Here is a 24,706-nt window from a genome sequence, read left to right as displayed (position 1 = left end):
GTGGGGGTTTTGTTTTATTGGTTTTTTGAGTTTTCTTGTTGTTGAATTTCAGAAACTGTTTTTATATTTTCTTCGTTTTCAGTTTTCAGAAACTTTTCATCTACTTCTTTTGCAGAATTTACTATCTCTACTCCGGCTGAATCAAAGAGTCCAGCATCAATCCATAGATCTTCGTCCCCATTTATATAACCTTTAATGTGAACTACACCAGTTGGATTTTCCTGTAAACTAGTTAAAGTAATTTCATTAACACCATTGTAATTATAATCGAAAAACGCTTCAATTCTTGGTTTTTGTTGAGTGAATATCCTGTTAGTATTTTGATTTTCATATTTTCCCCAAAATAAAAATCCACATAACGAACATAGCAATATGATTAAAATAGAGATGAGAATAATAGGCTGTTTTTTCAAAGAAGTTCACCTCAAGGATTTTTGTCTTTTTCTTGTTGAATTTCAGTTACAGATTTATCAACCTCATATTTGCTCCATTCTCCAACCTGTTTTGGTATACTAATACTTCTTTCAAAGTGGTCTTCGAATATAGATGCACTAAAAGCAAGCTCTTTATCATCGTTAATATACCCTTCAATATAAGGGATTCCCATAGGCGAAACCTTTACATGAGTAAAAGTTACTTTATTAATATTGCTATAGTTATATTTTAAAAATTGTTCAATTCTAGGAGACTCTTCTTTTAGGAACGCTTCTCTTTCCACATTTTCTTGATGTTTTTTCAAAAATAAACCCCCACTAAAAACTAGGATTAAAATTAAAAAAAGAATAAAAATTGTGCGTTTCTTCAAAGGTCTTCACCTCAAGGAGTTTTATTTTCTTCTTGTTGGATTTCAGTTACCGTTTTATCTACGGGATATTTAGCCCATTCATACATTTCTATTGGCATTCCAACATTTTTTTCAAAATGATCGTTATAAATAGAAGTCGTGAAGTATAGATCTTTATCTCCGTTTACATATCCTTCTATGTATGGAGTACCCATTCCTGTAAAATCAGCCTTAGTAAAGGTTACGTTCTCAATATTATTATAGTTATATTTTAAATATTTTTCGATTCGTGGAGGTTCTTCTTTTAAAAGAGTTTTATTTGCTATATGAATTTCATATTTTTTCCAAAATACATAGCCAGTAAAACAACTCAAAATGATGATTAAAATAGATACGATAATAATAAGCTGTTTTTTCAAAGAAGTTCACCTCAAGGATTTTTGTTTTTTTCTTGTTGCTGAATTTCGGAAACAGTTTTATTTATTTCGTTTTTACGCCAATTGTTAACATCTTCAGGGACACTAATGCTATTTTCAAAATGTTCATCATAAATAGTAGCACTGAAAAATAGATTTTCGTCATTATTGATAAACCCTTCTATGTATGGAATCCCCATAGGAGAAACTTTAACATGAGTAAAGTTCAATTTGTTAATATTGTTATAGTTATACTTCAAAAATTGTTCAATTCTAGGGGCTTCTTCTTTTAAGAATGCTTCTTTTTCTATGCTTTCTTGATGTTTTTTCAAAATTATGTATCCTCCAATGCAACTAAGTATTATAATTATAATAATGAAAAAAATTACAATATTTCTTTTTTTCATGTTTTCACCTCATAAAAATAATAACATAGAAAAGGGCTGAATGTGAGTGAAATTAAAAGATGATACAAATTTCTATTTAGCAGAAAAAAGTTATGAAGATAAAAATTTAAACAGAGGCACTGCAATAGAGCTAGCTAACAAAGAAAACTGGGTAACCATCAACTCCACAAACCAAAACAACGGTCTTCAAGCAATTGCAGTGGTGCCCTTAAAAGACTACAAAAACTATAATAGCGGGAATTTAAAAACATATAATCATATTATTTTTGTTTCAAGAGGTTCGGAAGAGTTAGATGATTGGAAGGAAAATATAGGTTTGCTTGATAAGGATGGTAGCAAGCAAAGTCAATTTAAATCCTATGATAAATTTGTTAATGAAACACTGAAAAAATATAGAACGATGGATTATAGTTTCACAGGTCATAGTTTGGGCGGTGGATTGGCTCAGTATGAGGCAGTGAAACATTTAAAGCCTGCCGTAACGTTTGCTGCTGCGCGGTCATTTAATAAATTAACAGAAGAAGAGCAAGAAAAAGCTCTACGTGGAGAATATTGGAATCTAATAAAAGACTATTATCATTCAGATGATGTTGTTGGGATGTTACCTCCGAATGCAACCGTTTTTTACCAGCAATTTTTAATGAAACGAAATACGAGCAAAAATAAATTAGACAAACTAGGTATCGGTGGGCATATGCAGTCTACTTTTACAGGGTGTTTTGGGGAAAATGGTTCAGCTGAGTTACTAGTTAAACCAGATGAAATCATCAATCAAATTAGACGATTAGATGATGTTTTTATGAAAATGCGCCAGATAGAAAATATCATGCAAGATTACGAGGAATGGGAGAAGAGTCAGTCACAACGTTTGCGATATAGGCTAGATGAAGAAACTTGGGAGGGTGGAAAGTATAGCGAATTAACGAATTGGGATGTGGATGATGTGCTTACAGAAGTCTCGCAGAAATATAAAGATGGTGTATATAGATTCCATGACACGGATAAATTTGAAGAGTTCTATGATGGAAATCGGAAAGCAATTCAAAAGTTAAGTGATTTTAAAGAAGAAGTAATTAGTGCTGCACTCTCCTTTAGTAAAAAAGATAAAGAGCTAGGAAGTTGGATAAAAGAAAATAGTAAAGGATGGTAGAAATGTACGGGAGTTCACCAAGATCAAGCAAAATAGAGAGCTATGATTATTATGCGAAACAAGAGCAACAGCGACTACAAGCTAAGTTAGATAACAAAGATAAAGAACTAAGTAGCCAAGAAAGAGCGGATATAATCGCTGCGCAACGAGCTTTAGACAAGCAGATGCAAAAACAACATTTACAATCAGAAGTCCCTAAAAAAGTATCAGAAATAATAGAAGATGGAAAACAAGAATTGGCAAGAATTGACCAGTTATGGGTAGATTTACTTGCAGATTATGCGGATATTGTTGCGCAAATGGAATGCTCATTCGAGTCTAAAACAGGGCATGCTTTAAAAGATTGGATGATACAATATCGTAGTTATCAAATTGTTCCAAATGAAAATTTAATCTATGACTGCAAAGCATCCCTCAAATTAGATAAGTAAAAAACCTGCTACCATAATCGGATAGCAGGTTTTTCCTTAATAAGAAATCGTGCGTTTTGCTTGTTTGCTCCAACAAGTATTAAAATAACTTTGCGAAATTCGGGCGTTTTTTTGGCCAGACCAGCTGTCGTTGTAGTAAAAATTATTTTTATCATACCCAGTAATAGTGATTGCGTGGACAGAAAAGCCGTGGAAATTACTAACCCAAGCCACAACCGGACGTTTTTTATTCAACTGATTTTTAATACCGCCTAAATTCGTACCAGTCATATTTTTCGCAGTGCCGGTATATTTTTTCACTTGATTCACCAAAGCGGGAGGATAAATTGTCCAGCCACTTTTAGAAAAAGGATTCCCAACGAAACCATAATTCGGATTGGATTTATGTCGTTTCATTTCTTTGGCGAGTTTGACTTTATCGACATTTTTCCCAGCATAGCGTAGCATCATCGCAATGTTTGTGATTTCACAGCCTGTTGGTAATTGCGGGCGCTGAACGATTAGCGGTACGTTCATTTGTACAATTTTTGGCGTTGACGGTGCTGGTGTGGGAGCTGGTGCGGCGGTTGCAACTTTTACATATTTCCCAGATACGTAGCCGTTTTTTCCTTTAAAACTAAAGCGATACCAGTTATTGGATGTTTTTGCGATCGCTTTGAATTTTGTATTATTTTTAAGCCAGCCGACAACTTTTCCTGATGTGGCGTTGGTTGAACGAACGTTGAGACTTGCGGTTGTTACCATTTGCTTATTTATCACCGTTTCCTTTGCCGCCGCCTGACCAGTTGTAGAAACACTAAATACACTTAAAACTAATCCCAAGACGAGTATCCATTTCCCCCATTTCCCCAAAAAAGTCCCCATTATTTCCCCCTTTGACACAGATTACTTATGTATACCCTATTTTTCAAAAATAAAAAGAAAACGCTTGCATAAATGAAATGCCCGTGTTACTATAAAAATGAACTTAACGTGTTAACCGGTTATTAGTAAAAAGTTCAGTGATAGCAGGCTAATTCAAGTTTGCAATCAAAAAATTATCATGGTACCATTAACCTAAAACTTAACGTGTTAACGCGCGGGATGCTTTAGGGGGAATTTGTTATGGCGGAACCAAAATACGCTATTATAATCAATGATATCAAGCGATTAATTAATGACGGAACTTTTAAGCCAGGAGAAAAAATTTATTCAGAAGATGAACTGAAAAAGAAATACAACGTTAGTAATACAACGGTGGTTCGTGCTTTACACGAATTAGTACGAGCTGGGATTTTAGCGCGTTATCAAGGAAAAGGCACCTATGTCAGTAAATCGATTATCAACGAAGAAGTTATTTTTAATGAATATACAACAGTGCCGAACGGAAGATTCAACCGTAAAACAAAAATTACTAATGAGCACACAAGAGTTGTAGCAATTAATGAAATTCAGGATGCGCGAATCGCTGAAAAATTACAGATTCCACCTGAAAATATGATTGTTCATTTTCAACGAATCCGCCTTATTGATGATCTACCTTGGACTGTTCAAAATAACTATATGGCGAAATCCAATTTGATTAACGTCGATCTAACGAATTTCGAAAAGTTTAATTCTTTATCTGAAGTGATTAAAGAGCTGTATGGCATTAATATTCTGCACGAAGCGATGAAAGAAAGAATTCAAGTCGAATTTCCAGTAAAAGACAAAAATAATTTCAAATTACTCGAAATTGATACCGAATTGCCACTTTACCGTATTGAAAGAATAACTTATGTGCCAGAGGGGCAACCCTATGAATATATTGAAAGCTATTTACGGCATAATTTTTACTCTATTGAAATTGAAAAGAAAAAACAATAGAAGGGAGTTAATTACTTGGATTATATTATCGCAGCACATGGCCGGTATGCGCAGGAAGTGAAAAATAGCTGCCAAATGATTACTGGCCAAACAACCAATATTGCAGCAATTACTTTTACCGAAGAAATGGGGGTGACAGATGTAATAGATGCTTACACGGCAGTTTATTCACCTATAAATGAAACCGCTATCATTGTTGATATTGTTGGTGGAACTCCGTGTAATGCAGCTCAAATGTTTCGTGCAAAAAATCCAGAAGTTAAAGTCATATCAGGTTTGTCGTTAGGATTAATCATCCCACTTAGCCTTGGAGAAAATTTAGAAGGGGCGATGCTTGAAGCGAAAGAAAACATTCAATTTGTAGAGCAGAAAGCAAATAATGCAACAGTAACCGATGATGGGGAGGAAGAGGACTGATGGGAACTAACGGAATTAAACACGTACGCGTAGATGAAAGACTAATTCACGGGCAAGTCGCAACAATGTGGACAAATACTATAAAAGCAACACGAATCATGATTGTTGATGACGCTGTTGTGAAAAATGATATGGAAAAAATTGCCCTAAAAACCGCCGTGCCAGCTGGTGTTAAATTAAGCATTTTGACAGTCAAAGGTGCAGCAAATAATATCAATAACGATAAATACGCAGGTCAGCAAGTTTTCTTAATTGTAAAATCACCTCAAGCTCTTCGCGGTTTAGTGGATGCTGGTGTAGAACTTCCCCAAATCAATGTTGGAAATATGTCGACGAAAGCAGGGAGCCGTCAAATCAAAAAATCAGTAAGCGTGACGGATGAAAATTTGGAAGATTTTGATTATTTATCCAAAAAAGGCATTAAAATCACTGCTCAAATGGTTCCAAGTGAAGATGCAGTTGAATTTGCAAGTTTATTAAAAAATAAGTAATAAGAAGGGAGAACTACAATGGATTTAGCAGTTTGGCAGATTATATTGTTAGTTATACTTGCAGCTTGTACCATTCTTGATGCTTTAACTTTAGTAATAGGACTTAATTTCCCTGTAATAACAGGAACGCTTGCTGGAATCATTATGGGTGATATGGTGCTCGGACTTGCAATTGGGGCAACGTTACAGCTGATGGTTCTAGGTGTTGGTACATACGGCGGCGCGTCGATTCCTGACTTTACAACGGGAGCAATCGTCGGAACAGTGTTTGCCGTTTTATCAGGTCAGGATGCGGAATTTGCGATTGGACTTGCGATTCCAGTAGGACTTTTAATGGTTCAATTAGATATTTTAGCAAGATTTACCAATACATTTTTCTTGCACCGGATTGATACTAACATCGCTTCGGGAAATATCTCGGCGGTTAAAAGGAATATTTGGTACGGAGCATTACCATGGGCTTTATCACGTGCGGTTCCAGTATTTATCATGTTGACTTTCGGACAAAGCGTGGTTGATTTTATTCTTAATGAAATTCCAGAATGGCTGATGGGCGGACTTCGTGTAGCTGGTGGCATTCTTCCAGTAGTTGGTATCGCGATTCTCCTTCGTTACTTGCCAACAAACAAATTCGTCGCCTATTTGATCATCGGTTTTGTAGCAGCAGCCTATCTAAAAGTGCCGATGCTAGGTGTAGCGCTAATTGGTGTGGCTTTAGCAATCATTTACTTCAAACAAAATTTCAAAAATCCAGTAGCTGTAGGAGCAAATGGCGCAGCGCTAGTTGGGGAGGAGAATGAAGATGGCGAATACGAAGACTGAGCAGGATTTTGAAAAAGTCCTCAAGAGACGCGATTTAATAGCAGCAAACTTTCGTTGGTTGTTTGCTAGCCAAATCTGTTGGAACTATGAGCGAATGATGTCGACTGGTTATCTTTATAGTATTATGCCAACGCTTCGTAAGCTTTACAAAACAGACGATGATTTAAAAGATATGATGAATATGCACAACCAATTTTTCAATACGAATCCTATGGTCGGCGGTCTGATTTTAGGGATGGACATGGCGATTGAAGAACGAGAAAAGAAAGCTTCAAAAGAGGTCGTAACTGGTTTGAAAACTGGTTTGATGGGACCGTTTGCTGGTGTGGGAGATACGATTTTCGGAGTTATTTTACCAACGATTTTTGGATCAATTGCAGCTTATATGGGGCTTCAAGGTAATGTGACGGGTGTGGTTATCTGGGTATTAGTTAATATTTTAGTTGTAGGAGCTAGATTCACTCTACTTCCACTCGGATATAAGCAAGGTGCGAAACTAGTAACTGAATTTGCAGACAGACTTAACGCGTTAACCGATGCAGCTATTTTACTTGGGGTCACAGTCGTTGGAGCACTAATACCAACCGTAATCAAAGCAACTGTCCCATTTGTTTATAAATCAGGAAAAGTAGAACTAAAAATGCAAGACATGCTCGATCAAATCATGCCTTCACTCGTTCCAGTTTTACTCGTGGCGCTAATCTATGCACTTTTAGGCCATAAAAAAATGACATCTACGAAAGCAATTTTATTAGTAATGGTTATTGCGATTATTTTATTCAACCTAAAAATTCTAGGTTAAAATATGAAAATTGGAGGAATAGACAAAATGGGATTAACTTTTTTTGACAAAGCGCGTGAATTAACGGAAGAACTAGAAAAAACACAGGCGGAAAGTATTCATCAAGCAGCAAAATTGGTGGCAGACAGTATTATGAATGACGGGATTATTCAAGCATTCGGTAGTGGGCACTCTTATGCGGCGGCCATTGAAGTATGCGGGAGAGCGGGAGGACTTATTCCATCGAAAGTTATTATGGATCCGGCTGGTGGCTATTATGAATCTATTGAGGGCGTTGGTTCCTTGCTGACTCATAGATTACAAGCTAAACCAAATGATATCTTTTTCCTTATATCTAATTCAGGTCGTAATCCGATGGGAATTGAGCTTGCGGAATGGATTAAATCGCAAGGTTGCAAATTGATTGTTGTAACAGCACTAGATGCCTCGCAAACAGCCGCTTCTAGACACTCTTCTGGAAAACTGTTGTATGAATTTGCGGATGTTATTTTAGATAATCGCTCGATCCAAGGGGATGCGGCACTTGAATTAGATGGATTAGAAGGAAAAGTTTGCGGAACATCTTCCTTCTCAGCCGTTCTGCTTCTCCAACAAACAATTTATGAAGCGGTAGAACTTATGCTGGAAAAAGGCTATACACCGCCAGTTTATCGCAGCGCTAATATTGATGGCGGCTACGAATACAATTTTGCGATTGAAGACAAATTCGCTGATCGGATTTTCCACTTATAATAAAAACGGGCGCGAAAATGAACGTTGTTTTCGCGCTTTTTTTGGAGGCTAGAAGATGGTTTTAAAAGAAGCGTGTATTGAAAACACTACTAACTTGGCAAAAGTTATTGCTGCTGGAGCTAATCGAGTTGAGCTTTGTGATAATCTGGCGGAGGGCGGGACTTCTGTTAGTTACGGAGTTGCAAATTATGTGGTACGAGTTTGCCATGAACAAAATGTGAGCGTAATGGCGATGGTTCGTCCTCGAAAAGGCAATTTTAGCTATACAAAAGAAGAAATTGCGATTATGCGCGAGGATATTTTGATGTATAAGAAAATAGCAGTTGATGGTGTGGTTTTTGGCTGTATTACGGATGCAGGGTTACTAGATAAACCAGCTATAAATGAGTTGATAAAGGCGGCGAAAGGTGTCGAAGTGACTTTTCATATGGCATTTGATGAGTTAATAGAATCGGAAAAATTACCGGCGATTGATTGGCTAGCAGAGCAAGGTGTCACGCGAATTCTTACGCACGGCGGGGACGGAGCTAAACTTCCAGAAGAAACCTTTATCAATTGGCGAAAATACATCAATTACGCAGCGGACCGAATAATTATTTTACCCGGCGGCGGGATTAAATCACACAATATAAAATGGATTTTAAAAGAAACTGGAGCAGCTGAAATCCATGGCACTGACTTGTTTGGGGAGTACTAAAACTCCCCAAATAAATTTATTTTTAAAAAAGGGTTGCAACCGTTTTCTTTATATGATATATTTATCTCATCACAAAGGATTGTTACCAATTCATTGGGCAAAACCTAAGCTGATTTGAAGGACACGTATATACGTGGAGTCCTCGAATGAGCTTAGGTTTTTCTTTTTGCCCAAAAAACCAAAAAGAGGAAGGAAGTCGTCAAAATGAAATATGAACAGTTAGCAAAAGACATCCTGAAAAATGTCGGCGGTAAAGAAAATATCAACAGTGTTTTCCATTGTATTACCAGACTTCGGTTTAAACTGAAAGATGAGAACATTGCGAACACAAAAGAAATTGAAAAACTTGATGGAGTAATTTCTGTCATTAAAAGTGGTGGTCAATACCAAGTAGTTATTGGTAACCATGTACCAGACGTATTTAAAGCAGTATTAGAAGTTGGTGGGATTTCAGCTGAAGGAGAAGAAGAAAGCGCTCCTGCAAGTGGTAACCTATTCAACCGCTTCATCGATATGATTTCTGGCGTATTTACACCAGTTCTAGGTGTATTAGCCGCAACAGGTATGATTAAAGGTTTCACAGCAATGTTTGCAGCATTTGGTTGGATTACAGTTACTTCAGGTACGTACCAACTACTTTATGCAATTGGGGATTGTTTATTCTACTTCTTCCCAATTTTCCTAGGTTACACAGCAATGAAGAAATTCGGCGGAAACATATTTATCGGGATGGCAATTGGTGGTTCGCTAGTTTATCCAGCTCTTGCAGGTATTTCAGCAGGTGACCCAATTTACACACTTTTCGCAGGAACAATTTTTGAATCTCCAATTCACGTAACATTCTTAGGAATTCCAGTTATCTTGATGTCTTATGCATCTTCTGTTATTCCGATTATTTTAGCAACTTACTTTGGTGCAAAAGTAGAAAAAGGCTTCAAGAAAATCATTCCAGATGTAATCAAAACTTTCGTAGTTCCATTCTGTACATTATTAGTAGTAGTTCCACTTACTTTCCTTGTAATCGGACCAATCGCAACTTGGGCTGGACAATTACTTGGAGCAGGAACAATTTGGATTTATAACTTAAGCCCAATCGTTGCTGGTTTAATCTTAGGTGGTTTCTGGCAAGTATTCGTTATCTTTGGACTTCACTGGGGTCTTGTTCCAGTGGCAATCAACAACTTAACAACACTTGGAGCAGATCCAATTCTTGCAATGATGTTTGGTGCTTCTTTTGCCCAAATCGGTGCAGTATTAGCAGTATTCTTCAAAACTAAAAACACAAAAATTAAATCTCTTAGTATTCCAGCATTTATTTCCGGTATCTTTGGCGTAACTGAGCCAGCGATTTACGGGGTTACTTTACCACTGAAAAAACCATTCATCATGAGCTGTATCGCTGGTGGTATTGGTGGCGGAATCATTGGCTTTGCAAGTGCAAAAGCTTATATCATGGGTGGACTTGGAATCTTCGGTCTTCCTAACTTCATCCAACCAGGCGCTGGTATTACAAGCGCATTCTGGTGGGTAATTATCGCAATGGTTATCAGCTTCATCCTTGGTTTCATCTTAACTTATGTAGTAGGATTCAAAGATCCAGCTGAAACAGTTGTAGAAGAATCTAACACAGTTGAAGGCGAAACTTTAATCGAACGTGAAACAATTCCAGCTCCAGTAGTTGGCGAAATCGTAACTTTAGCAGAAGTAAAAGACGAAGCATTTTCATCCGGTGCACTTGGAAAAGGTGTTGCAATCATCCCGACTGTTGGACGTGTAGTAGCTCCAGCAGCAGGAACAGTAACAACTATCTTCCCAACTGGTCATGCAATCGGTATTACAACTAAAGACGGTGCAGAAGTATTAATCCACATTGGTATGGACACAGTTCAACTAGAAGGTAAATTCTTCACAGCACACGTTAAACAAGGCGATACAATCGAAAAAGGTCAATTACTAACTGAATTTGATATTGAAGGCATTAAAGCTGCTGGATATGACGTTACAACTCCAGTAGTAGTAACAAACTCTAACCAATATTTAGACGTAATGATCACAGATGCAAAAGAAGCGAAACTTGAAGAACGTTTAATCACATTAGTAATTTAAGACTTCTAAATAAACAGCTTGGGCGCTATCTTGCTCAAGCTGTTTTTGTGTTATACTGGGGAAAAATAGGCGGTGAAGCATGTGTTAGTAAAAGGTGACGCAGTGGGGATTATTTGTTGTTCTGATGGCCGGAAAGCGGAAGATAAGTCGCGAATTGAGTGGCTGGAGGAAGTTTTGAGAGCAGAATTTGGTTTGCGAGTCATATTTGCTCAGACCATTTTTCAAATTGAACCCTCGCCTTATAGTGGTTCTCCTAAAGAACGGGCGGCGGAACTGATGAATTTATATCAAAACCCAGAAGTGAAAGTGATATTTGATATTTCTGGCGGAGATGCGGCAAATCAAGTGTTGCCATATCTTGATTTTGATATTATTCGAAACGCGCGAAAGCCTTTTGTTGGTTACAGCGACTTAACGGTCATTTTGAATGCTATTTATGCGAAAACGGGGCAGCTGGGTTTTAATTATCAATTATTGCATTTAGTCGGCAAAGATAGCGAGTTGCAGCAAAGTCAGTTTAGAAGTACATTTTTTGAAAATTGCATATCAATTAATGGAGAGCAGCTCAATGATTTTGAATGGCGCGCTGGAGAAGTTATCGGTGGAAATATTCGTTGCTTTTTGAAATTGGCAGGAACGGAATATATGCCAGATTGTACTAATAAAGTGATTTTGCTAGAGAGTTTAGGTGGGAAAGAGGCGAGAATCGCTTCTTATGTAGCGCAATTAGAGCAGTTAGGTGTGTTTTCTAGCTGTATGGGGATTATTGTGGGACAACATTCAGAGGCGGAGGAAAGTGGCGAGTATGACAGGATAGGCCGCTTATATCAACAGATTGGACGAGAACATAAGGTGCCGATTTTCCGAACGAACGAAATTGGGCATGGTAGAGATGCGAAACCATGCTGCATTGGAGAGAAAGTTAATATCTCACGAGAAACATTAACAAATTTTTAATATTTTTATTGCGAAATGTTCATAATTAACCTTTAATATAGAATTTGTAAGCAAGGAATACAATTAGTTTTACTCCCTTTTTGCTAATTGTAAACTTCCTTAAAATCCTAAACTCCCTTTTTTGGACCGACTTGATTGTCGGTCTTTTTTTATTTCTTTTCAAGCAAGATAGTCATAGCATCAAGTTCTTCTGATTTTGTTTTTCTAACCGTCAAGATTTCTCCAGCTTTCAAATTAATAGTATATGCCTGCTTGTTTTCAAATTGTATTTCAGCACGAGCATCATCAGCGTAAGACGGTAATATTTGAATAAAAGGTTTTTCGATACTATTTTTGTCAGCGATATAAGTCAGGCTATATTTTCCAACTGGAATTTGTTTACCCACCTCATAAGAACCAGAATGTTCGATTGTAAAAATGTTGGCAGAGGATTTGATGGGGAGGAATTCTGCAGGTGTCAGCTCAACTTCACCGGATCCTTCAAAATACAGTTTATTAGCATCTAGTAAATTAATACCAATTATTTGATCGCCTTTAGAAAGCTTTGTACCATAGTAAGATAGCGAACCTTTTGTTACTTGCATATCATAGATTCCAACTTTTATATCTTTTCCAATTGTGTATTCACCTGATTGAAGTTTAACGTTTTCAGCCGTATTCAATAGCTCAGGATTTTGGTTTTTGAGATATTTTATACCTTTAGGAACGAGGAATAAAAGCAGTGTAATAACTGCTAGCGCAATGAAGATACCTAGTTTGGTTTTAGTCATGGATAATTTTTCCTTGGTCCATTCGGATACTTATATCACAAAGAGGTTCTATGTCTTCTTTATGATGACTTGCAATAATAATGGTGGCACCACGTTTCTTTTCTTCTAAGAGCAGCTGGTTAATTAGTTCAATACCTTGATCATCTATCGCATTCGTGGGTTCGTCAAGCAAGATGACAGCAGGTTTTTCAAAAATGGCTTGTGCAATATTAAGTCTTTGCTTCATTCCAAGCGAATATTTTTTAACTTTTTTATCAACATGTGGGGATAATCCTACTCTATAAATGGCGTTATCAATATCTTGATTGCTTGCAATATTTTTTATTTTAGATAATATTTTTAAATTTGTCTGCGCATCAAATTGGGGTAATAACTCCATGTTTTCGATAATAATACCCATGCTTGGCGGAAAAGAAATATCTTGATGAAGTTCTTTATCATCAATGAATATCTTGCCGCTTGTTGGAATAATTAAGCCAGCAAGCGATCTAAGTAACATAGTTTTTCCAGATCCATTTTTACCGAAAATACCATAGATTTTCCCCGATTCAAATGAATAATTAATATTAGTAAGCACTTCCGTATGCTTGATTTTTTTTTGTAAATTAACAATTTTAATCATAAAAATCCTCCGTTATCATAAAATGTCTGTTGTTTTAAATTTTTTAAGAGCGACTATAAATACGCACAGTAAAACTACTAGCAAAATAATTAAACTGGTAGGTTCTGAGATTAGTAAAGTAGATGTATTAGTAAACGGAATTAATCCAGTTCTAAAGCCCATACCATAATTAGGAATTAATAAATAATAAGGCCAAGTAACTGTTGTGTTTTGATAGATTAAATCTGCTATAAGAACAGAAATAATTACATATCCATTTATAATTAATAAAGCTTTTTGCGCATCTAGAAATAGTTCCAAAAGATATTGCAAACTAAAAATAGTAAATAACATAATGGAATATCCAAGTAATAAATAGAAAAAAGAAGCAGTAAAATGTAGAGAATAGGGCGTGATTATAGAAATTAAAGCGTGTTGTAAACAAGTAAAAAGAACAATTCTTATGAACAGTTTTAAAAATTGCTTCATTAGCCAATATTCTTTTTTATAGTTACGAGAAATTTGTAAAAAACCATAATTAGACAATAAATCTTTTATATTACCTGAAATATAGAAACTAAAAGCAATAATTGGTAAGTACCAGTATAGTAATAATCGTGTTACTACTGGCGTTGCTAGTCCGACTGGAAAACCACTTAGATTTGGTAATGTTTTGAACGGGAAATCAAAGGCCATGAATAATATCGCTTGTAGAAATAAACAAATAACTACTAAAATGATAAGTTTGTTATTTTTCATACTAGTAAAAGTCCTTTTTTATAAAGATATTAGAACTAATCAAATATAGGGTAAATGCCAGCGCAGCGTTTGGGATTAGAATGAACGGTATTTCAGAAATTATGGAACTATTTTGTAACCAAAGATCAAAGAAATTTAAATTGTGAAGAGGTGTCCAGTAGATACCTTCTAAAATTATCCAATCAATAAGATAAAAAATACACATCACGAAAGCCCCAAAGATAAGCGCTTGGCCAGTTGAAGCGGTGAAGTCATATATAATTCTGAAAAGAAAACCAATAGCTAAATAAAAGAGAAAAAGTAGCAAGAAGTAAAAGAAAATTCCACTATAAAAATGAGTAGTAGTGAGCAACTTATTACTTAGAAAAATGAAAGAATACATCTGATTCACACCAAGATATAGACCTACAAATAGTGCTGTTGCGATAACTATATCTTTCAATATTTTATGGTAGAATCGTAAGCGATTTTTTTCTCTGGATAAGGCAACAATTTGTTCCTTTTTTGAAAATAGTAAAAGAAAAATAAGATAGGGGAAAACAAGCATCAAGCAAAGGGATTTGATGGAGACATACCCATACAAACTACCATTCATGATGAGAACGAGCTCTCTGTTTTTAGGAAAACTTAGATACTCCAGGTTTTGTGTGAACCAAAAAACAGAAAAAAAGAGGAACATGGAAAGAATTAGAAGAAAATATCTACTCTTTAACATATTTCACCTCATATAAGTAAAGAATACCAACAATTATTAAAACTATTAAGCTGAAAACTAGAAAAATAGGCAGAATTATTTCAAAGCCGTATTCTGTAAAAGGTTGGAAAATAAACATAATGGAATTATTTGGAAGAATCATCAGAAACCAAATAAAAAATGCAGCTGGATACGCGAATTTCTTATTCAAAAAGAACAGACTGGAGCTGGTGCCGATAAGTCCGGCCATTCCAGCCATTAGGCAAGCCATAAATCCAAAACCAATATCTGCTAAGTAGGGGTTTTGAATGCTAAAATCAAATAAAGCATTAAGGGATCCTAATCCATTTAACCCCATTTTATAAGTGCCGCCTAGGAATATAATAGAAACTAGAATAAAATTTAATAATAAAGTTGTAAACATTGTGATAAAACAAAGAATAAAACTTACAGCCAATTTTTGAAGAATATAAGATTTTTTTCCTATTTTATTAATAATAATATTACGAACACCGGTCTGATATTCTTGAATGGCCGAGTCCGCTCCAAGTAACAGACTTAAAACAGGTAAGAACCAAAGTAATAATATTTGAGTGATATGACCTCGGCTTGAACCTGCGAGGAAAAATGCAAAAGCAGGATGAATATTGACTGCTTCTGGTTTTAACATTATGTATAATTGAATGATTTCAATACAAGGTATAAGTAAGATTAAAATGAACATTCCTTGAGTGGTTTTATTGTTAATTAAGTAGGTAAACTGATTTTTCATTTTGTATACTCCGTTTCGTCATTTTAAAAAGGAAAGGGATGTATTTAACTCCCTTTCCTAATTAGAATAATTACCAAGTTTCCTCATCCCAAATACCATCGACATAGTACGTTTTGGAATTATAATTATTATTTTCTGCAGCCAAATAGGTTGTATTTTTATTAGCTACTTTGTAAGCACCACAATACCGTGTTTTTGCCCCTTGTTTAACATTCATTATTGCTGAACCTTGTACAGCATTCTTGTTTTTATTATATGTACCTAGCCAAAAAGAAGCAATTGTACCCTTTCCTTCTGTTGAGTTATCGAGGCGAACTTTCCAAGGGTTATTTACAGAAGAAGTCTCTCTATATCTTGAGCTTGACCCTGAGTTAGCGCAATTTGGTTTTAGTTTGAAATCGAAACCAATGTTATTATCAGCAGCTTTTGAATGGAAAGCAGGTGCGAAAACCATTACTCCGATAACAAGTGCTATGATAAGTCTAACGTTTTTTGATGCGAATTTTTTCATGATAATCATCTCCTATTCTAATAGAATAATGTTGCTTGTTAAATATATCACAATCTATCAAGCTGGTCAATATGTTTTTTGAATTTACAGAAAATGATAAATACTTTACAAAAAGTGATATTTAATCATATATAATTTACGAGAAATAAACTGTCCAAGCTGATAACTATTCAATTTTTTGTTAAAATGATAACATAAAAGAAAATGCGTATGAAAAAGGAGTTTTTATCATGAAAGTTGAAGGATTGCTTGGATTTTTAGGGGCGGCGCTAGGAATTGGATTTAGTTTGATGGTTCTTGTTATTCCTGATATTTCACAGGCTTTAGAAGAGGAATCGTTTTTCTTCTATATGTTAACAATTGGTTCGCTTGTGCTTTCAGGGGTTGGGCTTACAGGATCGTTTGTTGTTTCGCATAAGCCACGTCTTGGTGGAGCGATGATGGTTGCAGCTGCAATCGGTTGTACAATGTCGATTTCGATTATGTTCTTACTACCAATCGTGTTACTTGCTGTTGGTGGATTAATTGCACTAATTAATTATGAAGAAGCTGTTTCAGTAGAAGAATAAAACAAAAACGCTGTCCGCGCGGGCAGCGTTTTTTTATTAACGATTAAGATATTTTTTCAAAAAGTAATAAATTCCGTCAGCGTCATTTGCTGCGGTGACAAAATCAGCGCTTTTTTTCACAAGTTCGCTTGCGTTTTCCATTGCGACCCCTGCGCCAGCTACTTCAAGCATTCCGATATCATTTTCACCATCGCCGAAAGTAATTACGTTTTCTGGCTTAATATTTAAATGCGCAGCGAGATTTTTCACGGCATATTTTTTATCCATATCTTTTGGTAAGATTTCGATGTTATTTGCATGCGATGAAAGAATAGAAACGTCGGCTAATTTTTCTAATTCGTTTCGAAGGATAGCTAGTTTATCGAAATCTTCTTCTTCAATCACGATGCCGTTAATAAATTGATCCGAATGTTGTAGGAAAGCTTCTTCCGTTTTAATAGCAACGAGTTTTGTTGCATTAACTCGGCCTTTGTCTTCCTCATCGGTAAAATAGTAAGGTGGATTTTTCGTATAGTAAACTGTATCCGTGGAGAAGAAAAACACTGGCAAATCATGAGCTTGGCATAACGAAAATGTTTCGAGTAATGCAGATTGCTTCATTTTCTCTTGTTGGATGATTTCGCCGGATACTGCGACCACACCGCCGTTTGAAGCGATAATATCTGCTTTTGGATGGACAAGTTTGGCGAAATCTGTTGCAGAATTGTACATGCGACCAGTAGAAACGGCAAAATGATGCCCTTCTTCTATTAATTGTTGCAAGATAGTTAGTGTTTTTTCAGAAATTGTTTGATTTTTGAGTAGTAATGTTCCGTCTAAATCGGAGCAAATTAAGTATTTTTCCAAGTAAACCTTCCTTTCGTTATAGCTTAGAGCCGCAAGATTCGCGGATAATTAATTCTGGATTATGGTTAATAATCATTGGTTCTACTTGGCCGTTAATTGCGCTAATTAGTTGTAAAATCGCCATTTTGCCAAGGTATTCATTGTGTTGGTCCATCGAAGTTAGGCGCGGAGTTTGGTAATCTCCATTCATAAATTGGTCGCAGCTGACAATCGCGATGTCTTCCGGGCACGAAAGCTTGGCATCATTAATCGCCCGAATCGCCCCGATAGCAACATTATCATTAATAGCGACGAGCGCTGTCGGCAAAGTGGCGTTATTTTCTAGAAGTTGAGTCATCGCCGCGTAACCATCCGCCGTATAGTAATCAGAAAGTACAACCCAGTCCTCGTTTAGCGGATGCTGATAGCTAGCCATCGCTTCTTTAAAAGATTCTAGTCGATAACTGGTAATTTTTACGCCGGCTTCCCCGCCAATAAAACCGATATTTTTATGACCAAGTGCTGTCAGATGGCTGACTAAAGTTGTAACACCTTTTTTCAAATTACGTTCAATAAATAAACAGTTGAGCTCAGGGATTTTCGACCCGATAACAACTACTGGAATAGCTTTATTTAACTGATTCAAAGCAGAAATATAATCTGCCGGAACGACTTCTTTGTCAATTTCGCCACCTAAAATAAGAAGTCCGTCAACTTGTTTTTCTAAGATGATTTTCAAGTAATCTTCTTCGGTTAGTTGATGTTGGTTGTTCTTATTATTTGGCTCGGCAAGCATGGTGTTGAACAAAATCGTTGAAAACATATAATCTAGCGCGAATTTTTGAATTTGCGTTATTAGTGAAATGAAATAGGGGTTGGAAATATCTGGCAAAATCACGCCGATATTCTTGGTTTGCTTATTAACCATTCCACGAGCAAATACGCTAGGTGTGTAGTTATGTTCATCGATGATAGCTTGGATTTTTTGGCGTTTCTTAGCTGAAACGGACGGGCTGTTATTGATGACCCGCGAAACAGTGGAAACAGAAACACCACTAAGTTTAGCTATTTCTTGTATAGTTATTTTTTTCATTAGGAATGTTCACCTCATAAGCATTTTTAACTATTTTAAGTGTAGCTTATTTACCGGGAAATAACAAGCATAATTTGGTAACGTTATCAAAAAAATGCAAAAAGGGGTTGACATATTAAAAATATCCAGTTATTCTATGTTAGAAAGCGCTATCAACAAATGGTTTAATTTGGTAACGTTACCAAAAATGAGGTGGAATAGTTGAACATACAAGAATCTGTCATCGGCATTGATCTAGGTGGCACTAAAATTTTAATTGGTGAAGTAACGAGAGATGGGGAGGTGCTAAATTCCAAGAGCTATCCAAGCGATACGGAGAACCAAGCCAAAGCAGTGGAGGTTTTACTGGATGCGTTAGATGATTATACGCAAAATATCGGCTTCGTAGCAGAAAAACAAATCGGAATTGGCGTTGGTCTTGTCGGCCGAGTGGATTATAAATCAGGCATCTGGTTAGAAATTGAACCGGGAAAAACAAACCCAACTCCACTTGCGGAAATTTTAGAAGCGAAAACGGGATTACCTGTCAGCCTTGGCAATGATGTTGTTTGCGCAACAATGGCCGAAAAACAATTTGGTTGGGGACGAGAAACAAACGATTTTATTTATTTGAATGTCGGAACAGGTCTGGCTGCTGGGTTTGTAGTAGATGGCCGCATTACGCAAGGTGGGCACTTTAACGCTGGCGAAATTGGTCACGCGGTGATTGACATTCATAGTGATGTAGCTTGTGGTTGCGGCAGACGTGGTTGCGTGGAGCGACTTGCTTCTGGCCTTGGGATAAAAGAAGAGGCGCTTAGACATATCAATGATTACCCAACATCCGTACTTGCCAAAAATCCGGCAGAACTAACTGGGAAAATGGTTCTTCATGCAGCGGAACAAAAGGATGAACTTGCTGAAAAAATCGTTGATAATGCGACGCTTCAATTAGCTAATCTGATTATGAACCTGGTTCGAACAACAGATCCAGAGTGTGTAATTCTTGGTGGCGGCGTGACGAGAAATGAGCATTTTTTCCAAAAGATAATGGATAATCTTCAAAGTAATACAATTCGTTTCGTTACAAAAGGCGTTGTTCGTTCTAAGCTTGAGAAAGATAAAGTTGGCTTAATTGGCGCGGCGGTTATTGGGATGAAACTAGGAGATGAAGGAGGAAAAGAATGAAACCAAGTATGAAACGACAAATTGCCCAAACTGGTATTATTCATCGACCACTCCCTATTGAAACAGAACATGCGCTAGAAACATTGGCGAAAAGGAAACAAGTCTTATCAAGTAGAACGTTATTTAGCGTGGAACAACAAATTTCCTTGGAGTTCACACATCAAGGGGCAGGAGATTTTACTATTGCAGAACAAGGGGAGATTAAGCTTGCTTCACCAGTCGTTATGCCACATTGGCCTGCTGGTGCGCCGGATGACGGTGACTACACCAATTTTGGTAACGTTACCATATCTGCACCGCTCGAAAATGAGGACTGGAGCGGCTTTAACCGCGTAAGAGTTCAAGTTTTGCCTGACTTTCCTGGAGTAACGAACCCGTATTTAATGATTAGTTTTAAAAACGATGGAACTGTGAAAGTGCCTGATATATATGGCCGCGAGGGAGTTCATGGGGTGAATTTAATCAATCATGAATGGAACGATGTCGTTTTTGAAATTGAAGGTTTGCCGCGCGATCAGATGACGGAAATTAGTTTTAGTTATTACTTGAACGGCCCAGAGAGACTTACGGCTGGAACAATGGAATTATTTATTAATGAAATTAAATTAGAGCAAATCAGTGAACCGGAAATTTCAAAAGGCTGGGTGCCGCAAGATAACGCGCTGATTTATTCCCACAACGGTTATTCCAAAGATATGCCAAAAGTGGCGTTTTGCTCAAACAAAAATGCAGCGAGTTCTTTTACGATTCATGAAAAAGAAACGGAAAAAGTTGTTTTCACTGGAAAAAGTTACCAAAATACGACGGAAACTGGCAACTTCATTATTCTTGATTTTTCCGAGTTGCAGACAATTGGCGAATATTACTTGAAATTTGCTGATATGCAGTCGGAAATTTTCCAAATTGGGACTTCCGAAGTGATTTGGGAATCGTCTATCTGGAAATCGCTCAATTTTATTTTCTGTGAACGTTGTGGTTGTCCAGTTTTTGGGAAACATACGACTTGTCATGCGGATATTATCGCTGAACATGATGGGAAACAGTTGTCATTTAATGGTGGTTGGCACGATGCAGGTGATGTTTCGCAACAGCTCATTCAAACGGCGGAAGTAACGATGGCTTTATACGAAATGGCGGCAAGTTTATCTGAAAAAGATGAAATGTTACGGATGCGTCTTTTAGAAGAAGGCGAGTGGGGACTTGATTTCATTTTGAAAACGCGCTTTGGGGATGGATTTAGAGCGACTAGTGCTGGTATGACGCGGTGGACAGATGGTCTTGTTGGTGGCATGGATGACGCGATTGCGCGAGTGCATAATCAAGCGTATGAGAATTTTTATTGCGCGGGGATTGAAGCCTATATTGGTAGCCAAATTACTGATAACGCAACTATGCAGAACCATTTACTTCGAATTGCAGAAGAGGATTTACTTTTTGCGATAGCGGAACTGGAAAAACACGGAACGAGTCAAAAACCAATTTTCTGGGAGCATACGTATCAAACCTCGGAAAGTTTATATTATGCAACGGCTTCTTGGGCGGCTTCGATGGTTTACCAACTGACAAATAAAGAAAGTTATGCTGAAAAAGCGCTCGAGTGGTTAGATTTGATGCTAGAGGCTCAGGAAAAAGCAGGAATTAAAGACAGCGAAACTAGCGAGCTTTATAAAGGGTTTTTCTACCGCGATAAAACGCACAATGTCATTCAGCATTTCAATCATCAAGCGCGCGAACATCTTTATTTAATGGCACTTGAGGCGGCTCTCGAAACGCAACCAGATCACGCTGAAAAACAAACTTGGCTACAGTCGGTCGAAATGTACGGCGACTATTTGAAAAAAGTAACACGTTTCACTAAACCATATCCGCTCATTCCAGCAGGACTTTACAAAAAAGATGAGTATTTAGATGAAGCGAGTTTTAACTTACAACATCTACTCATTGATGAACGCGCGATAGAAGAATACCAACTGCAATTCGAGCAAGGTATCAAAATAAACGACGAGGTAGCTTTGCGGAAATTCCCAATTTGGTTCTCATTTAGAGGAAATAATGCCATTTTACTTTCAGCAGGAAAAGCGGCATCGATTGCTGGGGGGATTTTGCAAGATAAGGCCCTTCTGGATATTGCGGAAGGTCAATTGCAGTGGGTGATTGGAATGAACCCATTTGGACAATCAATGATGCACGGCGAAGGTTACCGTTACGCGCAGCAGTACAGTGTGCTGAACGGCGAAATTACAGGGGAAATCCCAGTCGGAATGGAAACGTTTAGAAATGAAGATGAACCATACTGGCCGGAGTTTAATAATGCAACATATAAGGAAGTTTGGGTCGGGAATGCCGGCAAATGGATGTCAATTGTAGCAGATTTAAACAAAATAACAGGAAAGTCATAGGAGGACAAAAAAATGAATTCAGAGAGAACTTTATCTAGCCGATTTATTGAAGGATTATCAATTTTTGCCCAAAAAATTTCATCGCAAAAGCATATCATGGCAATTCGTGATGGCTTTGCAGCAATGATTCCAATTACGATCATTGCAGCATTTTTCTTACTTGTAAATAATGTTTTGCTTCAACCACAAAACGGTCTGCTTAAATTCATTCCAAATGTGGAAAATTATTTAGGTGTTGGTGTGCAAGTTTACAACGCGACACTTGGTATTATGGCGATTTTAGCGGCATTCCTAATCGGGAACTTTTTAGCTAAATCATACGGAATGGAAGGGCGTACGGAAGGGATGGTTGCTGTTGCAGCTTATGTAGTTTTAATCCCAGCATCTTCTCATTTAATGTCTGTTGACGGCAAAGCTTTTGAGGCTGGCGGCGTTTTAACTCAAGAAATGACAAGTTCAACAGGGATGTTCCTTGCGATTATTGCTTCTTTAGTCAGTATCACTATGCTTGCGAAATTCTCGAGAAGTAAAAAATTGAAGATTTCCATGCCTGAAAGTGTACCACCAGCAATTGCGAAATCATTTAACATTTTAATTCCATCTTTCTTAGTTTTAAGTATTTTAGCTATTATTGAAGTGCTTGTAGTTAGTTTTGTATCAATGAGTATTCCAGAAATTATCGTAAAAGTATTGCAAATTCCGTTAGTTGGTGGTTTCCAAACGCTACCAGGGATTCTACTTTATGTGTTCTTAGCGGGATTCTTATGGGTATTTGGTATTCACGGCGCGTTTGTATTAGGCGCGATTTCCGGACCAGTACTTTTAACTTCTTTACAACAAAATATTGATGCAGTAAATGCAGGGACAGCTTTACCAAACATTGTTACACAACCATTTTTAGATGCTTTCGTATACATGGGCGGTGGCGGAACAATTATCTGTTTAGTTATCGCGATTTTCATAGCGTCGAAACGACCGGATCACCGCATGGTCACAAAATTTGGCTTGATTCCTAGTATTTTCAACGTCAGTGAGCCGCTTATGTTTGGTTTGCCAGTTGTCTTCAACCCAATTTACGGTATTCCATTAGTTATTGCTCCACTTGCTTCAACTGCAATGGCATACTTCGCAACATCATGGGGCTGGATTAGCCAAACATACATCTTGATTCCTTGGGTAACACCACCAGTGCTTTCGGGTTATCTTGCAACGGGCGGAGACATTCGCGCTTCCATCTTGCAAATCGCTATTATCGTCGTTGGAACGCTGATTTACCTTCCATTTGTACTTGTAGCTAACCGCGCATATGTTTTAGAACAAAAAGCTGCTGGGGAAGTAGAAGCAGAAACAGTAACGAATGGAGAAGTTTAAAATGAAACCAACAATGATGACTTATATTAATGAAGAAGAGGAAATGTGCCGAGCAATTTTAGCCAATTTCCAAACAAATGCAGAAAAATTAGAATTACTCGTAAAAAATGGCGCAAAAGAATGGTTGATTTTAGCAACCGGATCAAGCTTAAATGCAGCCCTGAGTGCCAAATATTACATTGAAAATATCGCGGATGTCCGTATTACAGTTGAAGAACCTTTCAACCATTTATATTACGAAAAACTATCAAGCCATCTTGATCTAGTCATCGGAATTTCACAAAGTGGTCAAAGTACCTCAACCATTTCTGCGCTAGAACGAGTGAAAAAAGAAGCTTCTGTACCAGTCGTTGCGCTAACGAGCGATGTAACTAGTGAAATTGCCGATTTTGCGGATATTACACTGGATATCGGCTGCGGAAAAGAACGTGTTGGCTACGTAACAAAAGGCTTCACAGCAACAGTTCTAACATTAATGCTGACAGGACTTCATTTTGCATATAAAACAGGGCAAATTGATGAAGCACGCTTCAATAACGAAATCGGTGCATTCGGCCGCGCAACTGATGCAATTCCAGCAACAATCGCCCAAACCGAAGCGTTTTATGAAAAATGGCAGGATGAATTCGCTACTGCGCCGAAATTTACTGCGATTGGTTATGGTCCGACAGTTGGGACATGCAAAGAATTTGAAACGAAATTCTCGGAAACTGTCCGCGTACCATCACAAGGTCTTGATTTAGAGGCGTTTATGCATGGGCCATATTTAGAAGTAAACCCGCAACATAGAATTTTCTTCTTAGAAACAGAAAGTGCTGTTACAGAGCGTTTAGTACTGTTGCGCGATTATGAATCTAAGTACACACCATTTACGTATACGGTTAAATTTGGCACAGCTGAGAACGACCGCACATTAGCAATTTCAGCGGATCTCGACGAATACCAAGCGCCGTTCCTAATGATTCTTACTTTCCAAATCTTAGCGCATCATATTGCGGAGTTGAAAGGAAATAAATTAACAGAACGCATCTACACAGACTTTGGTGTGGCAATGAAAAGTAAAACAAAACCTGGTGACTACGCTTAAAAGTTACTAATAGGCTGGAAAAACCCCGTAT

General features: G+C 37.2%; 29 protein-coding genes. 16 read left to right on the top strand and 13 right to left on the bottom strand.

Annotation, left to right across the window (positions count from 1 at the left end; all coding sequences use genetic code 11):
- Positions 1 to 14 precede the first annotated feature (14 nt).
- From HCJ55_RS08665 to HCJ55_RS08650, 4 genes are all read right to left on the bottom strand, one after another.
- Positions 15 to 413 (bottom strand): DUF1433 domain-containing protein, encoded by a 399-nt coding sequence (locus tag HCJ55_RS08665; RefSeq protein ID WP_185517807.1) that lies wholly within the window; start codon positions 411 to 413, stop codon positions 15 to 17.
- 11 nt (positions 414 to 424) lie between these two features.
- Positions 425 to 739, bottom strand: a complete 315-nt coding sequence (locus HCJ55_RS08660; protein WP_185517805.1) for a DUF1433 domain-containing protein — start codon at positions 737 to 739, stop codon at positions 425 to 427.
- Between the two features lie 77 nt (positions 740 to 816).
- Complete coding sequence (locus HCJ55_RS08655) at positions 817 to 1,203, bottom strand: DUF1433 domain-containing protein (RefSeq protein ID WP_185517803.1); 387 nt, start codon at positions 1,201 to 1,203, stop codon at positions 817 to 819.
- 11 nt (positions 1,204 to 1,214) lie between these two features.
- Positions 1,215 to 1,532, bottom strand: a complete 318-nt coding sequence (locus tag HCJ55_RS08650) for a DUF1433 domain-containing protein (RefSeq protein WP_008946407.1) — start codon at positions 1,530 to 1,532, stop codon at positions 1,215 to 1,217.
- Between the two features lie 121 nt (positions 1,533 to 1,653).
- On the opposite strand from HCJ55_RS08650, the gene HCJ55_RS08645 reads away from it, so the two are divergent.
- Together HCJ55_RS08645 and HCJ55_RS08640 are read left to right on the top strand one after the other, a co-directional pair.
- On the top strand, positions 1,654 to 2,757 hold the full coding sequence (locus tag HCJ55_RS08645) for a Tle-like phospholipase domain-containing protein (RefSeq protein ID WP_185517799.1): 1,104 nt from the start codon (positions 1,654 to 1,656) through the stop codon (positions 2,755 to 2,757).
- A 2-nt stretch (positions 2,758 to 2,759) separates the two neighbouring features.
- Complete coding sequence (locus tag HCJ55_RS08640) at positions 2,760 to 3,188, top strand: hypothetical protein (RefSeq protein ID WP_185517797.1); 429 nt, start codon at positions 2,760 to 2,762, stop codon at positions 3,186 to 3,188.
- A gap of 36 nt (positions 3,189 to 3,224) precedes the next feature.
- Here the strand turns inward: HCJ55_RS08640 and HCJ55_RS08635 are convergent, their stop codons facing one another.
- Positions 3,225 to 4,052 carry a C39 family peptidase gene (locus tag HCJ55_RS08635; protein ID WP_185517795.1) on the bottom strand — a complete coding sequence of 276 codons (828 nt, stop codon included), beginning with the start codon at positions 4,050 to 4,052 and terminating at the stop codon, positions 3,225 to 3,227.
- A gap of 240 nt (positions 4,053 to 4,292) precedes the next feature.
- Between HCJ55_RS08635 and HCJ55_RS08630 the strand changes: the two genes are divergently transcribed.
- From HCJ55_RS08630 to HCJ55_RS08590, 9 genes are all read left to right on the top strand, one after another.
- The gene (locus tag HCJ55_RS08630) at positions 4,293 to 5,033 is read left to right on the top strand and encodes a GntR family transcriptional regulator (protein WP_185517793.1); all 741 of its coding nucleotides are present in this window, start codon (positions 4,293 to 4,295) and stop codon (positions 5,031 to 5,033) included.
- Between the two features lie 15 nt (positions 5,034 to 5,048).
- Positions 5,049 to 5,450, top strand: coding sequence for a PTS sugar transporter subunit IIA (locus tag HCJ55_RS08625; protein WP_185517791.1), 402 nt, complete (start codon positions 5,049 to 5,051; stop codon positions 5,448 to 5,450).
- Positions 5,450 to 5,941 (top strand): PTS sugar transporter subunit IIB, encoded by a 492-nt coding sequence (locus HCJ55_RS08620; RefSeq protein ID WP_185517789.1) that lies wholly within the window; start codon positions 5,450 to 5,452, stop codon positions 5,939 to 5,941. The genes HCJ55_RS08625 and HCJ55_RS08620 overlap by 1 nt, the downstream gene beginning before the upstream one ends.
- An 18-nt stretch (positions 5,942 to 5,959) precedes the next feature.
- Positions 5,960 to 6,763 (top strand): PTS mannose/fructose/sorbose/N-acetylgalactosamine transporter subunit IIC, encoded by an 804-nt coding sequence (locus tag HCJ55_RS08615; RefSeq protein WP_185517787.1) that lies wholly within the window; start codon positions 5,960 to 5,962, stop codon positions 6,761 to 6,763.
- A complete protein-coding gene (locus tag HCJ55_RS08610; RefSeq protein WP_185391736.1) occupies positions 6,738 to 7,565 on the top strand; it encodes a PTS system mannose/fructose/sorbose family transporter subunit IID in 828 nt (275 codons plus the stop codon). The genes HCJ55_RS08615 and HCJ55_RS08610 overlap by 26 nt, the downstream gene beginning before the upstream one ends.
- Before the next feature lie 27 nt (positions 7,566 to 7,592).
- Positions 7,593 to 8,297 carry an SIS domain-containing protein gene (locus HCJ55_RS08605; RefSeq protein WP_185391735.1) on the top strand — a complete coding sequence of 235 codons (705 nt, stop codon included), beginning with the start codon at positions 7,593 to 7,595 and terminating at the stop codon, positions 8,295 to 8,297.
- 55 nt (positions 8,298 to 8,352) lie between these two features.
- Positions 8,353 to 8,994 (top strand): copper homeostasis protein CutC, encoded by a 642-nt coding sequence (locus HCJ55_RS08600; protein WP_185517785.1) that lies wholly within the window; start codon positions 8,353 to 8,355, stop codon positions 8,992 to 8,994.
- A gap of 204 nt (positions 8,995 to 9,198) precedes the next feature.
- Positions 9,199 to 11,100: a beta-glucoside-specific PTS transporter subunit IIABC gene (locus HCJ55_RS08595; RefSeq protein ID WP_185502779.1), complete on the top strand. Its 1,902-nt coding sequence runs from the start codon at positions 9,199 to 9,201 to the stop codon at positions 11,098 to 11,100.
- A gap of 81 nt (positions 11,101 to 11,181) precedes the next feature.
- Complete coding sequence (locus tag HCJ55_RS08590; protein WP_185517783.1) at positions 11,182 to 12,057, top strand: S66 family peptidase; 876 nt, start codon at positions 11,182 to 11,184, stop codon at positions 12,055 to 12,057.
- Positions 12,058 to 12,206: 149 nt separating this feature from the next.
- Here the strand turns inward: HCJ55_RS08590 and HCJ55_RS08585 are convergent, their stop codons facing one another.
- The 6 genes from HCJ55_RS08585 to HCJ55_RS08560 all read right to left on the bottom strand — a co-directional run bounded on the left by HCJ55_RS08585 (position 12,207) and on the right by HCJ55_RS08560 (position 16,173).
- Complete coding sequence (locus HCJ55_RS08585; RefSeq protein ID WP_185504231.1) at positions 12,207 to 12,827, bottom strand: hypothetical protein; 621 nt, start codon at positions 12,825 to 12,827, stop codon at positions 12,207 to 12,209.
- Positions 12,820 to 13,449, bottom strand: a complete 630-nt coding sequence (locus tag HCJ55_RS08580) for an ATP-binding cassette domain-containing protein (protein WP_185504230.1) — start codon at positions 13,447 to 13,449, stop codon at positions 12,820 to 12,822. Before HCJ55_RS08580 ends, HCJ55_RS08585 begins: the two co-directional genes overlap by 8 nt.
- Positions 13,450 to 13,464: 15 nt before the next feature.
- On the bottom strand, positions 13,465 to 14,187 hold the full coding sequence (locus HCJ55_RS08575) for a DUF2705 family protein (protein WP_185504229.1): 723 nt from the start codon (positions 14,185 to 14,187) through the stop codon (positions 13,465 to 13,467).
- A 1-nt stretch (position 14,188) separates the two neighbouring features.
- A complete protein-coding gene (locus HCJ55_RS08570; protein ID WP_185517781.1) occupies positions 14,189 to 14,902 on the bottom strand; it encodes a WxPxxD family membrane protein in 714 nt (237 codons plus the stop codon).
- Positions 14,889 to 15,653: a hypothetical protein gene (locus tag HCJ55_RS08565; protein ID WP_185517779.1), complete on the bottom strand. Its 765-nt coding sequence runs from the start codon at positions 15,651 to 15,653 to the stop codon at positions 14,889 to 14,891. Before HCJ55_RS08565 ends, HCJ55_RS08570 begins: the two co-directional genes overlap by 14 nt.
- A gap of 70 nt (positions 15,654 to 15,723) precedes the next feature.
- Complete coding sequence (locus tag HCJ55_RS08560; RefSeq protein WP_185504226.1) at positions 15,724 to 16,173, bottom strand: DUF2712 domain-containing protein; 450 nt, start codon at positions 16,171 to 16,173, stop codon at positions 15,724 to 15,726.
- Positions 16,174 to 16,394: 221 nt separating this feature from the next.
- Between HCJ55_RS08560 and HCJ55_RS08555 the strand changes: the two genes are divergently transcribed.
- On the top strand, positions 16,395 to 16,733 hold the full coding sequence (locus HCJ55_RS08555; RefSeq protein ID WP_185517777.1) for a DUF4064 domain-containing protein: 339 nt from the start codon (positions 16,395 to 16,397) through the stop codon (positions 16,731 to 16,733).
- A gap of 36 nt (positions 16,734 to 16,769) precedes the next feature.
- Here the strand turns inward: HCJ55_RS08555 and HCJ55_RS08550 are convergent, their stop codons facing one another.
- Both HCJ55_RS08550 and HCJ55_RS08545 read right to left on the bottom strand, forming a co-directional pair.
- Complete coding sequence (locus HCJ55_RS08550; protein WP_185506501.1) at positions 16,770 to 17,579, bottom strand: Cof-type HAD-IIB family hydrolase; 810 nt, start codon at positions 17,577 to 17,579, stop codon at positions 16,770 to 16,772.
- Positions 17,580 to 17,595: 16 nt separating this feature from the next.
- Positions 17,596 to 18,651 (bottom strand): LacI family DNA-binding transcriptional regulator, encoded by a 1,056-nt coding sequence (locus HCJ55_RS08545; RefSeq protein ID WP_185502776.1) that lies wholly within the window; start codon positions 18,649 to 18,651, stop codon positions 17,596 to 17,598.
- A 201-nt stretch (positions 18,652 to 18,852) separates the two neighbouring features.
- On the opposite strand from HCJ55_RS08545, the gene HCJ55_RS08540 reads away from it, so the two are divergent.
- Genes HCJ55_RS08540 through HCJ55_RS08525 form a run of 4 tightly spaced genes read left to right on the top strand, consistent with a single transcriptional unit; the run spans position 18,853 to position 24,675 of the window.
- Complete coding sequence (locus HCJ55_RS08540) at positions 18,853 to 19,818, top strand: ROK family protein (RefSeq protein ID WP_185517774.1); 966 nt, start codon at positions 18,853 to 18,855, stop codon at positions 19,816 to 19,818.
- Positions 19,815 to 22,217 (top strand): glycoside hydrolase family 9 protein, encoded by a 2,403-nt coding sequence (locus tag HCJ55_RS08535; protein ID WP_185517772.1) that lies wholly within the window; start codon positions 19,815 to 19,817, stop codon positions 22,215 to 22,217. The genes HCJ55_RS08540 and HCJ55_RS08535 overlap by 4 nt, the downstream gene beginning before the upstream one ends.
- A gap of 12 nt (positions 22,218 to 22,229) precedes the next feature.
- Complete coding sequence (locus tag HCJ55_RS08530) at positions 22,230 to 23,588, top strand: PTS sugar transporter subunit IIC (RefSeq protein ID WP_185480537.1); 1,359 nt, start codon at positions 22,230 to 22,232, stop codon at positions 23,586 to 23,588.
- Between the two features lies 1 nt (position 23,589).
- Positions 23,590 to 24,675 carry a glutamine--fructose-6-phosphate aminotransferase gene (locus HCJ55_RS08525; RefSeq protein ID WP_185517770.1) on the top strand — a complete coding sequence of 362 codons (1,086 nt, stop codon included), beginning with the start codon at positions 23,590 to 23,592 and terminating at the stop codon, positions 24,673 to 24,675.
- The last annotated feature ends 31 nt before the right edge of the window (positions 24,676 to 24,706 follow it).

This window comes from Listeria marthii (assembly GCF_014227425.1).
GTDB lineage: Bacteria > Bacillota > Bacilli > Lactobacillales > Listeriaceae > Listeria > Listeria marthii.
The sequence above is the reverse complement of the archived record's forward strand: the minus strand, read 5'-3'. Positions and strand labels throughout refer to the sequence as shown.